12 protein-coding genes are annotated in these 15,005 nt (G+C 63.1%); 7 read left to right on the forward strand and 5 right to left on the reverse strand.

The window, feature by feature from the left end; translation table 11 throughout:
* Positions 1–66: 66 nt before the first annotated feature.
* From J5J09_RS22485 to J5J09_RS22505, 5 genes are all read left to right on the forward strand, one after another.
* On the forward strand, positions 67–2,031 hold the full coding sequence (locus J5J09_RS22485) for a type I secretion C-terminal target domain-containing protein (RefSeq protein ID WP_208554500.1): 1,965 nt from the start codon (positions 67–69) through the stop codon (positions 2,029–2,031).
* A 129-nt stretch (positions 2,032–2,160) separates the two neighbouring features.
* The gene (locus J5J09_RS22490) at positions 2,161–2,394 is read left to right on the forward strand and encodes a DUF2171 domain-containing protein (RefSeq protein ID WP_208554501.1); all 234 of its coding nucleotides are present in this window, start codon (positions 2,161–2,163) and stop codon (positions 2,392–2,394) included.
* 146 nt (positions 2,395–2,540) lie between these two features.
* Positions 2,541–3,944 carry a calcium-binding protein gene (locus tag J5J09_RS22495; RefSeq protein WP_208554502.1) on the forward strand — a complete coding sequence of 468 codons (1,404 nt, stop codon included), beginning with the start codon at positions 2,541–2,543 and terminating at the stop codon, positions 3,942–3,944.
* Positions 3,945–4,083: 139 nt separating this feature from the next.
* Positions 4,084–5,493: a calcium-binding protein gene (locus tag J5J09_RS22500; RefSeq protein ID WP_208554503.1), complete on the forward strand. Its 1,410-nt coding sequence runs from the start codon at positions 4,084–4,086 to the stop codon at positions 5,491–5,493.
* Positions 5,494–5,659: 166 nt separating this feature from the next.
* Positions 5,660–7,153 (forward strand): calcium-binding protein, encoded by a 1,494-nt coding sequence (locus J5J09_RS22505; protein ID WP_208554504.1) that lies wholly within the window; start codon positions 5,660–5,662, stop codon positions 7,151–7,153.
* A gap of 74 nt (positions 7,154–7,227) precedes the next feature.
* On the opposite strand, the gene J5J09_RS22510 is transcribed toward J5J09_RS22505, so the two are convergent.
* The gene (locus J5J09_RS22510; protein WP_348646510.1) at positions 7,228–7,743 is read right to left on the reverse strand and encodes a chemotaxis protein CheW; all 516 of its coding nucleotides are present in this window, start codon (positions 7,741–7,743) and stop codon (positions 7,228–7,230) included.
* Positions 7,744–8,386: 643 nt separating this feature from the next.
* Here J5J09_RS22510 and J5J09_RS22515 point away from each other — a divergent pair.
* Complete coding sequence (locus J5J09_RS22515) at positions 8,387–10,741, forward strand: calcium-binding protein (protein ID WP_208554506.1); 2,355 nt, start codon at positions 8,387–8,389, stop codon at positions 10,739–10,741.
* A 64-nt stretch (positions 10,742–10,805) separates the two neighbouring features.
* Here the strand turns inward: J5J09_RS22515 and J5J09_RS22520 are convergent, their stop codons facing one another.
* The 4 genes from J5J09_RS22520 to J5J09_RS22535 form a co-directional block, all read right to left on the reverse strand.
* On the reverse strand, positions 10,806–11,825 hold the full coding sequence (locus J5J09_RS22520; RefSeq protein WP_208554507.1) for an LLM class flavin-dependent oxidoreductase: 1,020 nt from the start codon (positions 11,823–11,825) through the stop codon (positions 10,806–10,808).
* 107 nt (positions 11,826–11,932) lie between these two features.
* A complete protein-coding gene (locus J5J09_RS22525) occupies positions 11,933–13,069 on the reverse strand; it encodes an AI-2E family transporter (protein WP_208554508.1) in 1,137 nt (378 codons plus the stop codon).
* A gap of 97 nt (positions 13,070–13,166) precedes the next feature.
* On the reverse strand, positions 13,167–13,640 hold the full coding sequence (locus tag J5J09_RS22530; protein WP_208554509.1) for a DUF892 family protein: 474 nt from the start codon (positions 13,638–13,640) through the stop codon (positions 13,167–13,169).
* 97 nt (positions 13,641–13,737) lie between these two features.
* Positions 13,738–14,280: a dihydrofolate reductase family protein gene (locus J5J09_RS22535; RefSeq protein WP_208554510.1), complete on the reverse strand. Its 543-nt coding sequence runs from the start codon at positions 14,278–14,280 to the stop codon at positions 13,738–13,740.
* 46 nt (positions 14,281–14,326) lie between these two features.
* On the opposite strand from J5J09_RS22535, the gene J5J09_RS22540 reads away from it, so the two are divergent.
* A complete protein-coding gene (locus J5J09_RS22540) occupies positions 14,327–14,875 on the forward strand; it encodes a TetR/AcrR family transcriptional regulator (RefSeq protein WP_208554511.1) in 549 nt (182 codons plus the stop codon).
* Positions 14,876–15,005: the final 130 nt, after the last annotated feature.

Here is a 15,005-nt window from a genome sequence, read left to right on the forward strand (position 1 = left end):
TGCCGCCGCTCCCGTTTCTTCCTAGCTTGCCCGGCATCAGGCCAACGATGAGCGGGAGAAACAGCTTTGTCCGCCAATGCGACCGGAAATGCCATCACACGCGTCAACATCTACACGACGAATGATCAGGACAACGCGGCAATCACGCTCAGACCGAATGGCGGCTGGGTCGTGGTCTGGGAGTCCGACGGGCAGGACGGAAGCCTCAATGGAATCTATCAGCGGATCTACAATCCGGATGGTTCCGCCGCAGGCGGTGAAACGCGGGTCAACGGAGCGACGCTCTTCAATCAGCTTGCGCCCGAGGTTCGGGTTCTTGCCGATGGCGGCTGGGTGGTCGTCTGGCAAGGTCTCGACCCCGCGCTTGATACCTTCGGCATCTGGCAGCAGCGCTACAATGCCGACGGTTCGCCCAAAGGATCGGAAACCCTGGTCAACGTCTACACGCCCGAGAGCCAGACGAGCCCGTCGCTGGCGGGACTCGTCGACGGTGGCTGGGTGGTCACATGGCAGTCCTACGGGCAGGACGGCAGCAATGAAGGCATCTACCAGCAGCGCTACGGGGCCGATGGCGCGCGCGTCGGCGCGGAAACGCGGGTCAATACGTATACGATGCAAAACCAGAGATATTGCGAAGTGACGGCGTTGGCCGACGGTGGCTGGCTGGTGACGTGGCAATCCTTTGGCCAGGACGGGAGTTCCGATGGCATCTATCAGCAGCGCTTCGATGCTTCGGGCGCAAGGTCTGGCGCGGAGACGCTTGTCAACACGCGGACGCAATCCGCGCAGGCGGATAGTCAGGTAACCACCCTTGCCGATGGTGGCTGGGTGGTCACTTGGAGCTCGACTGGAGCGATACTCAGCGAGACCACGATCGTCCAGCAACGTTTCACGGCGGATGGCGGTCGCTATGGCGGGGAAGTTTTGGTCAGTGAGCTCGATACCTCCTCAACTGGGTCTGATGTCGCGAGTCTCGCCGATGGCGGCTGGGTCGTCGTCTGGTCGTCCAGCGGCGACATACATATACAGCGGTACAACGCCGACGGCTCTGCTGCCGGTGCGGAAACCCGCGTCAACGACGTCACCGCCGGTACTCAGCGCGAGGCTTTGGTTGTCGGATTGCCCGATGGCAGCTGGGTCGTCAGCTGGTCGAGCCAGGGTGAGGACGGATCGGGTTACGGGGTCTACCAGCGCCGGTATGCCGTCGACGTGACCGGCAGCAACCGCTCCGAGACGCTCACCGGCACGGCTTTCAACGAAACCCTGCGCGGTTACGGCGGCAACGACATGCTGGACGGCAAGGGCGGCAGCGACCTGATGCAAGGCGGCACCGGCAACGACACCTATATCGTCAACTCGACGGGCGACAAGGTCCAGGAATTCGTCGCCCAGGGGACCGATACCGTCAAGGCGTCGATCTCTTACACCCTGTCCGCCACGCTCGAAAATCTCGTGCTCACCGGCTCTGGCAATCTGAGCGGCACCGGCAACAGCGGCAACAACACGATAACGGGCAATACGGGCGCCAACACGCTGAACGGCGGCGCCGGCAACGACACGCTGAGCGGCGGTTCAGGCAACGACCGTCTCCTCGGTGGCTCGGGCAACGACACGCTGAACGGCGGTTCCGGCAACGACCGGATGGAAGCAAGCTCCGGCAACGACCGCCTGACCGGCAATTCCGGCGCCGACATCCTCTATGGCAGCACGGGCGCGGACCGCTTCATCTACAGGTCGCTCTCGGACTCGACCGTCTCCTCCTCCGGCCGCGACACGATCGAGGATTTTTCGCGCAGCCAGGGCGACAAGATCGACCTCTCGGCCATCGACGCCTCGACCAAATCCTCCGGCAACCAGGCCTTCACCTTCATCGGCGAGAAGGCCTATTCCGGCAAGGCGGGCGAACTGCGCTACGTCAACTCCGGCGGCGACACCTTCCTCTATGGCGACGTCAACGGCGACAGGAAATCCGACTTCTCGATCAAAATCGACGCCAATATCGACCTCGTGAAGGGCGATTTCATCCTCTGACGACAGGCAGCACTGTAGGGGCGAGCGAGGGCGGTGCTTTCCGGCGCCGTTTCTCCGTTCGCCGCCGGACAGGAACCCATTCCCGTGTCCGCCGTTCTTCTCCCGCCATATCACACGCGGGAGAAGGCCATGTTATCGGCGGAGCGGATCAGGATACGCATGAAGGTCGTCGGCGCCGATGGCCTGCCCGTCGGCACCGTCGACCGGATCGAGGGCGATAATCGCATCCGGCTGATGCGCGCCGACAGCCCCGACGATCGCGACCATGCCATCCCGGTGAACTGGGTCGACCATGTCGACGAGCACATCCATCTGTCGCTGACCGCCGGCGAGGCCCAGCAGCGCTGGGAAACGGTGCTCTGACAGCGCCCGCGCGCTGCGGCTCGCTCCTAAGCACGTGAAAAAAAGTGAAGCTCGTCCGGCAGGGCCAACAACCGACTTCACTCGCGTTTGACGCGAACCTGTGGTTTAATTCCCGTCAGTGATAATCAGTGACAGGGGACATGACCATGGCATTGCAGATCATTGGCGCGAATACCATCGGCACCGGCGTGCGCGCCGCTCTCGGAACCACGGACAGCGTGTATGTCGCAAGCGGCATCGTCGTCGGCTCGACCAACGATATCGCCGTACTGGGCATCGGCAGCGGCCACCGCGCTGACATCTACGGCGAGGTGATCGGCGACGACGCTGCGATCGTGCTGGGAGACGACGCGTCCGTCGACTCTGGACAAAGGGTCGAAGTGTACTCCGGCGCCATCGTCCATGGCGTTGACGCCGCAATACGGATCTTCAGCCGGAACTCCAGCATCGACAATGCGGGAACGATCAGTGGCGGCAACTACGGCATGTGGATCAGCGGAATAGGCACGTCATCGACCACGACCGTCACCAATACGGGGACGATCGAGGCGGCATACGGGATTGTGCGATATTCGTCGGACGAAAAACTGGTGTTCGTCAACAGCGGCCGGATCGAAGCGTCTCCCGTCGCCTATTATTCGATTATCTCGACTTCTGTCGACGAGATCACCAATACGGGCACGATCCGAGGCCACATTGTCCTGGATGGCGGCAACGATCTCTATGACGGCCGCTCGGGGCGGCTGACCGGCGATGTCTATGGCGGCGACGGCAATGACCGCCTCTATGGCGGCGTCGACAATGACAACTTCCTCGGCGAGGCCGGAAACGACACGCTGCGCGGCTATGCCGGCAATGACCGGCTCAATGGCGGCGCTGGCGCCGACCGCATGGAAGGCGGCACCGGCAACGACACCTACACGGTGGACAATGCCGGCGACCTGGTGGTCGAACTCTCCGGCCAGGGCACTGATACCGTTCAGGCCTCGCGCAGCTATACGCTCACCAACCACGTCGAGAACCTGATCCTCACCGGCACCGGCAATTTCTCCGGCACCGGCAACAGCCTCGCCAACGCGATAACAGGCAACAGCGGCCACAACACGCTGAAGGGCCTTTCGGGCAACGACACGCTGAAAGGGGCGGCAGGCAACGACCGGCTCGAAGGCGGCTCCGGCGCGGACAAACTCGTCGGCGGCACAGGCACCGACAAGCTCTACGGCGGAACGAGCGCCGACCAGTTCATCTTCACGAGCCTCGGCGACAGCACGGTTGCCTCGGCCGGGCGGGACACGATTTACGACTTCTCCCGGTCCCAGAAGGACAAGATCCACCTGTCGTCCATCGATGCCGACAGCACCGCCTCCGGCAACCAGGCCTTCACCTTCATCGGCAAGGCTGCGTTTTCCCGCGACGAGGGAGAGCTCCGCTACAAGTTCTCCGGCTCCAACACGATCGTCGAGGGCGATGTCGACGGCAACGGCACCGCCGACTTCGCCATCCTGCTCGCCGGCCGTATCGATCTGGTGAAGGGCGATTTCGTGCTCTGAGAGGCAACAGCGCCCCCGAGTACAGACACACGCGCCGCAGCCGATTGTGCTCCCCGACAGACTCCCGCATGCCGCGACTTCATGCTTAACTTAACGTTAACTGTATGAGGCCGCGGCCGAAAAAAGGGGAGTATAGATCATGGCATTGCAGATTTTCGGGAGTAACAGCATCGGCACCGGCATCCGGGCGGACCTTACCACAACGGACAGCATTTTTGTCATGGCAGGCGTCACCGTCGGTTCGACGAACAGCACCGCGATCTCGGGCACAGGTAGCTTCCAGCGCGCGAACATTTACGGCAATGTCGTGGCCGCCGACACCGCGATCGAGATGGGTAACGACTATGCGGCCGACAATGGTGAGGAGGTTGTCATTCACTCGGGAGCGCTCGTTCACGGCGACTTTATCGGTGTCTATATAGGGGCATACGGTACGACCATCACCAATGCTGGCACGATCTCCAGCCTCACATATGGCATAGCGGCCGGAGGAAACAATAACAGCGCGACATCCACCATTACAAACACTGGGTCGATCACAGTTGACGGCGTTTACGCGCTATACCGTCTAGGCGGTTCGACCGAAAAACTGGTAGTCAACAACAGCGGGTCCATCACGGGGACCTACGCATTTTACGGCAATTTCGCCACGGCCGTCGACGAGATCACGAACACGGGCCGGATGAATGGAACAATCGACCTCTTCGGAGGAGACGATCTCTACGATGGGCGCTCTGGCCGACTGACCGGCGCCGTCTATGGCGGCGACGGCGCCGACCGGATCTATGGCGGGATCGACAACGACACCTTCTATGGTGGCAACGATGCCGACACGCTGAAGGGGTATGCCGGCAACGACACGCTCGATGGCGGAGCGGGCGCCGACCGCATGGAGGGCGGTGCGGGCAACGACAAGTTCTATGTCGACGATGCCGGCGACGTGGTGGTCGAGGCCTCCGGCCAGGGCACAGACACGGTGGAATCCACGATCGCCTACACACTCGGAGCCAATGTCGAGAACCTGATCCTCGCTGGCGCCAGCAATATCAACGGCACCGGCAACAGCCTCGCCAATACCATCACCGGCAACACCGGCAACAACACCCTGAAGGGCCTCTCCGGCAACGACACGCTTCTCGGCGGCACCGGCAATGATCAGTTGGAAGGCGGAACGGGCACCGACAAACTCACCGGCGGCACCGGCGCTGACAAGCTCTACGGCGGAACGAGCGCCGACCAGTTCATCTTCACCGCCGTCGGTGACAGCACCGTTGCCTCCTCCGGCCGCGACACGATCTTCGACTTCAGCCATTCCCAGGGCGACAAGATCCACCTTTCCGCCATCGACGCCCAGACCGGTACCGGCGGCAACCAGGCGTTTTCCTTCATCGGCAAATCGGCCTTCTCCGGCGACGAGGGAGAGCTCCGCTACAAGTTCGCCGGCGCCAACACCGTCGTCGAGGGCGATATCGACGGCAACGGCACCGCCGATTTCGCCATCCTGCTGTCAGGGAAGATCACCTTGGTGAAGGGTGATTTCGTGCTGTAGCGCCCGCAACCGTCCGACGGCCCGACGCGGCATATCTCACGGCTAAAAGTTATGCGCGTCCGCTAACTGTTATGCCGACCCTGCCGTTTCGGCCTCCGGCCCTCCCGTCCGCCACGTAACTGTGTTTTGCCTCCCGCCGCACTTCAGTGAAAGGGAGCATACGCACATGGCACTGCAGATATTCGCCGACAACTCGGTCGGCACGACCACGAGAGCAAACCTGGGGACGTCGGGCTCGGCCATCGTCATGCCCGGCGTCACGCTCGGTTCGACCGGCACCAACATGAGCGACAGCGCGATCTTCGGCACCGGCTCCTATCATCTGGTCGAACTCTACGGCAATGTCGTCGGTGCCTATGCCGGTATTTTCCTCGGGGATTCGCAGGCGCTGGACTATGCGAACAAGGTGAATGTCCACGAAAGCTCGCTCGTCTACGGCGGCTATGCCGGTATATTCATGACAGGCACCCGCTCGACCGTGACCAACGCAGGAACGATCCGCGCCGAAACTATAGGCGTCGCCTTCGGTGGCGAGAACGGTTCGACCTATTCCACATTGACCAATACCGGGAAAATCCAGACCGACAACGTTGGTATTTTCCGGGCCATCGACAGCACCGAAAAGCTGGTGATCGCCAACAGCGGCGTGATCGAGGCCGACTTCGCCTTGTGGGGCAACAACACCACGGCGATCGAGGAGATCACCAACACGGGCCGCATCATCGGGCATCTCGACTTTTCCTATGGCAACGACCTCTATGACGGCCGCTCCGGCACCATCGCTGGCGAGGTCTATGGCGGCGGCGGCAATGACCGCCTCTATGGCGGGGCCGGCGGTGAGACCTTTTATGGCGGTGCGGACAACGACACGCTGCGCGGCTATGCCGGCAACGACATCCTCGACGGTGGCAGCGGCGCCGACCGGATGGAGGGCGGCACCGGCAACGACCGGTTTTACGTCAACGACGTCGGCGATATCGTTGTCGAACTGTCCGGCCAGGGCACCGACACAGTTGAAGCGTCGATCAGCTATACGCTCGGCGCCAACGTTGAAAACCTGAAACTCATCCCGCGTCTTGTCGACCTTGCCGGCCCCGACGATATCGACGGCACCGGCAACTCGCTGGCAAACACCATCACCGGCACTGTTGGCAACAACACGCTGAACGGTGCGGCCGGCAACGACACATTGAACGGCAGCGCCGGCAATGACCGCCTGATTGGCGGTTCCGGCAATGACAATCTTCTGGGCGGTTCGGGCAACGACCGGCTCGAGGGTGGCTCCGGCGACGACAGGCTGACGGGCAATTCCGGTTCCGATCTGCTCTACGGCGGCACCGGCGCCGACCGCTTCGTCTTCACCTCGCTCTCCGACTCGACGGTTTCCTCGTCCGGCCGCGACATGATCTATGATTTTGCACGCGCCGACGGCGACCGCATCGATCTCTCCGCCATCGACGCCTCGACCAAGTCTTCCGGCAACCAGGCCTTCTCCTTCATCGGCGAGAAGTCTTATTCCGGCAAGGCCGGCGAGCTGCGTTACGTCAACTCCGGCGGCGATACCTATGTCTACGGCGACGTCAACGGCGACAAGAAATCCGACTTCGCGATCCGGATCGATGCCAATATCGACCTCGTGAAGGGCGATTTTATCTTGTAGTGCACGGAAAAAGGGGCCGGGAGCGATATCGCACCCGACCCCTGGATCGTCCGTTTTGCGTTCGAGGTGTCGCCTCAGAACTCCTGCCAGCCGTCGGCCCCGCCACCACCACCGCCGCCGCCGCCGATGGCGTAGCTGTTGCCGGAGGCGAAGAGTTCCTCAAGGTTCAGGAAGCAGATCATGTTGCCCTGGTGGGCAAGCAGGCCCTCGGTGAAATTGGTCGCCTGACCGGCGCTCTGCGGCACCGGCTGCAGGCTGTCGGCCGGCACCGTCAGGATGTCCGACACGCCCTCGACGAGAAGGCCGAGCGTCATGTCGTTGACATCGGTGACGATGATGGCGCTGCGTTCGCTGGCCTGCGTGCCCGACATGCCGAGCTTGACCGAGAGATCGATGATCGGGATCACCTTGCCGCGCAGGTTGATGACACCAAGCATCTCGTAGGGCGAATGCGGGATCGGGGTCGCCGGCGCCCAGCCGCGGATTTCGCGGATCGACCGCGTCTTCACGCAGAACGACTGGTCGTTGATCTTGAAGGCGATGATTTCGAGGAACTGCGGCGTGGAGGCTGTGGCTGCTGCGGTCGACACGTTGGGCTCTCGCGGGTTTGGTGTGGCTTTATATGTCACTAATACATGCGAAGCTGGAGCAGGGCTGGCGAAAGGCCAGCCCGGCGCGCCAATACCCCTTTTTCGTCTGCCCGGGGCGGTAGCGCACATCGACGACGGGCGGCTTTGACACACCCGTCTTTCGTCCGGGAGCGTCGCTTTGCCGGACAAATCACATTTGTCCCCAAAAGTGGCCGATGCCGCATTTTCAAGCGCGCGCGTGGCATCCCGCTGCCAGCCGTCGGGCGCTTCGCGTGGATGAGGCCCCGTTGGCAGGAGAGGCCAGCATCCTGATTTTCATCTATTCTTTGGAATTATTGGCGTTGTGCTGTCTATATTTGGGAGTGAAACTGAATTTTTGTCTTTTCTAAAACAAAAATCACATTGTTATGCTTCATAAGCAGATTAAGACGTAATCCTCGATGCAATCATTGCTTTGGATAAAATGTCGGATTTCGATTCCAGCTATTTTTACTTTTTGTGTCCTAGTAATGGCCCCGATCGCTCAAGGACATGCATGATGCATGGTCAGGACGCCGGCGCGGCCTGATATTCGTGGCAGCAGCTTTTTCGAATGCCCGTCGATCATGCCCAGGAACAGGACGTCAGAAAAGGGAGATCCTGCATGTCGATCGGAGCCACAGCCGCGGCGGAGACACGAGTCAATTCCACCACCACCGGTGAACAATACGGTGCCACCGTCACGGCGCTTTCGGGCGGCGGCTGGGTGGTGACCTGGACGTCCGACGGGCAGGACGGGTCCGACACCGGCATCTACCAGCAGCGCTACACCGCAGCGGGCGTGGCCACCGGCGGGGAAGTGCTTGTCAATTCGACCACGACCGGCGCCCAGAGCAGCGCCACCGTCACCGCGCTGACCGATGGCGGCTGGGTGACCTCCTGGGTTTCCGATGGTCAGGACGGCGATGGCAGCGGCATCTTTCAACAGCGCTACAATTCCTCCGGCGTCGCCGTGGACAGCGAAGAGCAGGTCAACACCGAGACAGCAGGCACGCAGGCCGCACCCGCGATCGCGGCGCTTGCCGATGGCGGCTGGGTCGTCACTTGGCACACCTATGACCAGGACGGCGACGGCTACGGCATCTTCCAGCAGGCCTACAATGCCGACGGCAGTCTCCAGGGCGCCGAAGTCCAGGTCAACACGACCTCGGCCGGCTGGCAGATGAACCCGGTCGTCACGGCGCTTGAGGATGGTGGCTGGGTCGTGGCCTGGAGCACCAACCAGGACGGGATCGACTACGACGTCTACCAGCAGCGCTTCAATGCGGACGGCACCGAATACGGCTCCGAGACGCGCGTCAACACCACCCTGTCGAGCGCCCAGACGGTCCGGGCGGTGACGGGGCTTGCCGACGGCGGCTGGGTCGTAACGTGGAGCTCCGACACCCAGGACGGCGACGACTACGGCATCTATCAGCAGCGTTACGCGGCCAATGGCTCCCTCGTCGGCTCCGAGACCCGGATCAACACCACCACCGCGAACGGCCAGATCGATCCCTCCGTCGCGGGGCTTGCCGATGGCGGCTGGGTGGTGACCTGGACCTCCTGGGAGCAGGACGGCTCGGGCCAGGGCATCTATATGCAGCGCTACAGCGCCAACGGCGTGGCGATCGGTACAGAAACGCTGGTCAACGTGACGACGGCGGACGAACAGTTCAAAAGCTGGGTCACGGCGCTGCCGAACGGCAGCTGGATTGTCACCTGGAGCTCGGCGGGCCAGGACGGCGACGGCTCCGGCGTCTACCAGCGCTATTACGCCGCGGACATCAAGGGAACGAGCGCCGCCAACACCCTGACGGGAACGGCCTTCGCCGAGACCATCTACGGCTATGCCGGCGACGATACGCTGAACGGTGGGGCTGGCGCCGACATCCTGATCGGCGGCACCGGAAACGACAAATACTATGTCGACAACACGAATGACGTCGTCACCGAAGCCGCCAGCCAGGGCACCGATACGGTCAGCGCGTCTGTCAGTTTCACGCTCGGCGCCAATATCGAGAAGCTCGTCCTGACGGGCACCTCCAAACTATCGGGCACGGGCAATTCGCTCAACAATACCCTGACGGGCAATAGCGCCAATAACTACCTGCGCGGCATGGCCGGCAACGACGTGCTGGATGGCAAGGCCGGCGCCGACACGATGTGGGGCGGAACGGGCAACGACACCTATTATGTCGATAACGGGAGCGATACGGTGGCCGAAGCCTCGGGCGAAGGCACCGACACCGTGCGGGCAAGTCGCAGCTATAGGCTGACCGCCAATGTCGAGAACCTGGTGCTGACGGGCACCGACGATATCGACGGCACCGGCAACGTCCTCAACAACGTCATAACCGGCAACAGCGGCGACAACACGCTGGACGGCGGCGGTACCGGCAATGACACGCTGTCGGGCGGCGCGGGCAATGACCAACTGCTCGGAGGCTTCGGCAACGACACCCTGCTGGGCGGAACCGGCAATGACAGACTGTCGGGTAAGAACGGTGCCGACACGTTGAAAGGCGGCAGCGGGAACGATTGGCTCTTCGGCGACATAATCAGCATCTATGCCGGCAGTAACGATAAGCTCTATGGCGACGCGGGCAACGATCGGCTCTACGGCTACCATGGTGCCGACGCTCTCCACGGAGGGACCGGGCAGGATGTCTTCGTCTATTCCTCTACCGCTGACTCGACGGTTGACGCCAAAGGCCGCGACACGATCTACGACTTCAAGCACTCCGAAGGCGACTTGATCGATCTGGAGAGAATTGATGCCAATACAAAGGCATATGAAAACCAGACATTCTCCTTCATCGGCGAGAAGTCCTTTTCCGGCAGGGCGGGCGAGCTTCGCTACGTCCACAAGAGCGGCGACACATTCGTCTATGCTGATGACGACGGCGACAAGAAGGCCGACTTCTCGATCAAGCTCGAAGGTACCATCGACCTCGTGAAGGGCGATTTCGTCCTGTGATATTGAGAAGGGCCGGAGGCGTTCCCGCCTCCGGCCCTTTCCAGCTAACCCGCAGGTTCAGCCCTCAGCGCCAGCCGAGCGCCGGCGCCACGTGTTTCAGGATCGCCTCGATCACATGGGCGTTGTAGGCAACGCCGAGCTGGTTCGGCACGGTCAGGAGCAGCGTGTCGGCCTCGGCGATCGCCTCGTCGCCGCGCAGCTCCTCGATCAGCCGGTCGGGTTCGGCGGCATAAGAGCGGCCGAAGATCGCGCGGGTGTTCTCGTCGATATAGCCGATCGAATCCTGGTCCTTCGACTGCCCGAAATAGGCGCGGTCCATGTCGCTGACGATCGCGAAGATCGAGCGGCTGACGGAGACGCGGGGCGTCCGCGTATGACCGGCTTCCGCCCAGGCCTCGCGATAGGCGCGGATCTGCTTCGCCTGCTGCACGTGGAAGGGTTCGCCCGTCTCGTCGTCCTTGAGAGTCGAGGACTGCAGGTTCATGCCCATCTTCGCCGCCCAGCGGGCCGTGGCATCCGAGCCGGAACCCCACCAGATGCGCTCGCGCAACCCGTCCGAATGCGGTTCGAGGCGCAGCGGGCCGGGCGGGTTCGGAAACATCGGCCGCGGGTTCGGCCTTGCGAAGCCTTCGCCCTTCAGGACGTCGAGGAACACCTCGGCATGGCGCCTGCCCATGTCGGCATCGCTCTGGCCTTCCTCCGGCGCGTAGCCGAAGTAGCGCCAGCCGTCGATCACCTGTTCCGGCGAGCCGCGCGAGAGCCCGAGCTGCAGCCGCCCCTTCGAGATCAGGTCCGCCGCACCCGCGTCTTCGGCCATGTAGAGCGGGTTTTCGTAGCGCATGTCGATCACAGCCGTGCCGATCTCGATGGTCGAGGTCTTGGCCCCGACGGCCGAGAGCAGCGGGAAGGGCGAGGCGAGCTGGCGGGCGAAATGATGCACCCGGAAATAGGCCCCGTCCGCTCCCAGCTCCTCGGCCGCGACCGCAAGGTCGATCGACTGCAGCAGAGCATCGCCCGCCGAACGCGTGCCCGACTGGGGCGAGGGCGACCAGTGGCCAAAGGAGAGAAAGCCTATCTTTTTCATGGGATATCACCGCGACAAGGTTTCAGGGCGTGCCGTTGCGGCACTTCGTAGCCGCGATATAGGCAATCGCGGTCCGCCCCACAACGCGCCGGCGATGAACGCAGTGTCTATGGCGTCCCGCGTGCTTCCTGCCGCTCCTCCGCGCTCGGTGCCGGTTGCTGGGCGGCGAGGAAGTTGCCGAAGGCGGCAAGGCTGTCGAAGTGGTCGCAGATCACCTTGATGACGACGAGGATCGGCACGGCCAGCAGCGCGCCGATGAAGCCCCAGATCCACGACCAGAACGAGATCGAGATGAACACCGCGACGGTGTTGAGCTCCAGTCGCCGGCCGAGCAGCAGCGGCGTGACGAACTGGCCCTCGATGACATTGCAACAGAGCACGAAGGCAGGACCGGCGAGGCCGAAGAGCAGGCTGTCATAGGTGGCGAAAGAGATCATCGCGACGAGCACGATGTTGATCAGCGCGCCGACATAGGGAAGGTAGTTGAGGAGTGCCGCCGCCACGCCCCAGACGAAGGCGTTCGGTATCCCGATCAGCCAGAGGCCGAGGCCGACCACCACGCCGAGCCCGATATTGATCAGCGTGATGGTGAAGAGATAGCGGGAAACCACCTGTTCCACGGTGTAGGCGGCGCGCAGCACGCGTTTCTTGTCGCTGAGCCGCGGCACGCTCTGGACGATCTTCTCGTAGAACAGCGGTCCCGAGGCGAGCAGGAAAAGCGACAGCACGAAGGTGATGGCGAGCGTCGTGACGATCGAGAGCGCGGTGCCGGCCGCGATCGACAGGATGCCGGGCTGTGCCACCACCACCTTCTGCACGCCCCGTTCGCTGATCGCCTCCGTCGCCTTGTCGATCTCCTGGGTGGCCTGCACCGCCTGCTCGACCGTCGCCTGCAGCGTGTGGATCTTGACCTTCAGCCGCTCGGTGATACGGGGCGCGTCGGCGAGAAGCTCCGACACCGGCCCGCTGACGAGATAGCCCATGACCGTGATGGAGGCGGTGATCGAAATCACAAGTACCGTGGCCGAAAGCGCCGGCGGAATGGCGTATGTCCCGAGAAAGCGGACGATCGGTGTCAGCGTCAGCGAAATCAGGAAGGACAGCACGATGGGAGTGAGAAATTCCCGCCCGAGGTAAAGTCCGTAGACGATCAGAAGCAGGAGAATGAAGCCGATGTATTTCTGCAGCCGCGATGTGCCCTGCGGCGCGGGCGTTTCGGTGGCCGGTGCGGGCTCGGATGTCATTCGCTGGGCTCCCTCTGGGCCCGGACGGTGACCGACCGCCCACCCCGACGGCACGGGGGCCGGCGGGGTGGGAGCGGCGACGCCGGACGTGCTCCGGCTACTTCTTGTTGATGTCGTTGACAGCGAGCGATGTCAGCTTGGAGTTCGCCGCCTTCTCCTGGTCGAGGATTTCGGAGAGCAGGACGTGAGCCTCCTCGTTGCCGAGCACCTTTGCCCATTCGCGCAGCGAACCGTAGCGGGCGATCTCGTAGTGCTCGACAGCCTGGGCCGCCGCCAGCAGGCCGGCGTTGAGCGCGACACCTTCGGCCTCCTCGGCGATGCCTTCGGTTTCCTTGATCAGCCCCTCGGTGGCGTCGCACTTGGCGCCCTCGGGCTTCACGTTGATCGTGGCGAAGACCTTTTCCAGAATCTTGACCTGGTCCTTGGTCTCCTTCAGATGCCCCTCGATCGCATCCTTGAGCTTCTTGTCCTTCGCCGCGCTCGCCACCTTCGGCATGGCCTTGGTCAGCGCGTTTTCGGCCCAGTAGACATCCTTCAGCGTATGTTCGAACAGTTCGGAAAGCGTCTTCATCGTAACTCCCTCGGTTTGAGTGCAGCACAAACGATCCGACAGTCGTTTTGTTCCTGAGTTGCAACCGGAAAGCGCAGATTGACGCCCCGGCCGCCTGTCATCCGGACCCTTCCGGGGCGAAGCTGTAGTGCAGCCGCACGCAGCCCCGGTCGAGCACCTTGGCGCTCAAGAGCGTCGGGCTGGCGCGAAAGCCGGTCAGCGGAAAGAGCGGGCGCCCGCCGCCCAGCATTTCCGGGATCACGTAGATCTCGATCTCGTCCAGGGCCCCGCGCTCGAGAAAGGCCATCTGCAAGGCCCCGCCGCCCAGCATCCAGACATCGCCGTCATCGAGCCCGCGCAGCTCGCCGATCAGCGCGTCGACATCGCTTCGCGTTTCGAGCGGACCCTTCGGGTCTTCGATCGGCCGCGAGGTAACGACGATGCAGCGCTGCGCGCCATAGGGCCAGGGGGAGGGGTCGCGGGCGAGGAAATCATAGGTGCCGCGCCCCATCACGACGGTGCGGATACGCTCGATGAACAGGCGATAGTCATGCTCGCCGAGATCCATGCCGTCATATTGGAACAGCCAGTCGAGAGTGTCGTCCTCCGTGGCGATTAGCCCGTCGAGACTGGCGGCGATATATCCGAGAATGCGGGCCATCATGGCGCTCCCTTGATTCATAAACGAATGTACGTTTATATATTTCATGGCCAGACACAAGACGATATCCGACGAGACGCTGCTCGACCTGCTGCTCGAGACGATCATGGAGACCGGCCCCGCCGGGCTCACCTTCTCCCGCGCCGCCAAAGCCGGCGGGCTCGCCCCCGCCACGCTGGTGCAGCGCTACGGTGACCGCGAGGCGCTGGTGGAAGCGATCCTGCTGCGCGCCTGGGACCGGCTGGACGAAGAGACCGAGCGGGCGGATGCGGAAGAAGCCGAGACCGGCCAGGGTGCCATCGACCTGCTGCTGCGCCTGATGCCGCCCGAACAGGCCGAGCGCGACACCACCGACGGCCTGCTGCTGCTGCGCGAGGATATCCGCAATCCGAAACTGCGCGCCCGCGGCGCTGCCTGGGGCCACCGCCTCGCCGAAGCCCTCGGCCGCCGGCTGTCAGCGGACCCGCAGGAGGGCCGCCGCCTCGGCTGGCAGATGGCAAGCCTCTGGCAGGGCGCCTACACCTGGTGGGCGTTTACCCGCGAGGAACCCGCCGACGGCGCGATCCGCCGGGTGCTGGAAGAGTGGATCGGATAGGACCGGCCGGTTGTCGCCCCCCGCGACGACGCCCGCACCCGCCCTCAGAATGCGATCCTGACCTTTGCGGTTGCGGTGTGCTCGCGGGCGGTGTCGCCGAAGCGGCCGTTGTAGCCGATGCCGAGGGTGG

Source organism: Ciceribacter sp. L1K22, assembly GCF_017599385.1.
Taxonomy (GTDB): domain Bacteria; phylum Pseudomonadota; class Alphaproteobacteria; order Rhizobiales; family Rhizobiaceae; genus Allorhizobium.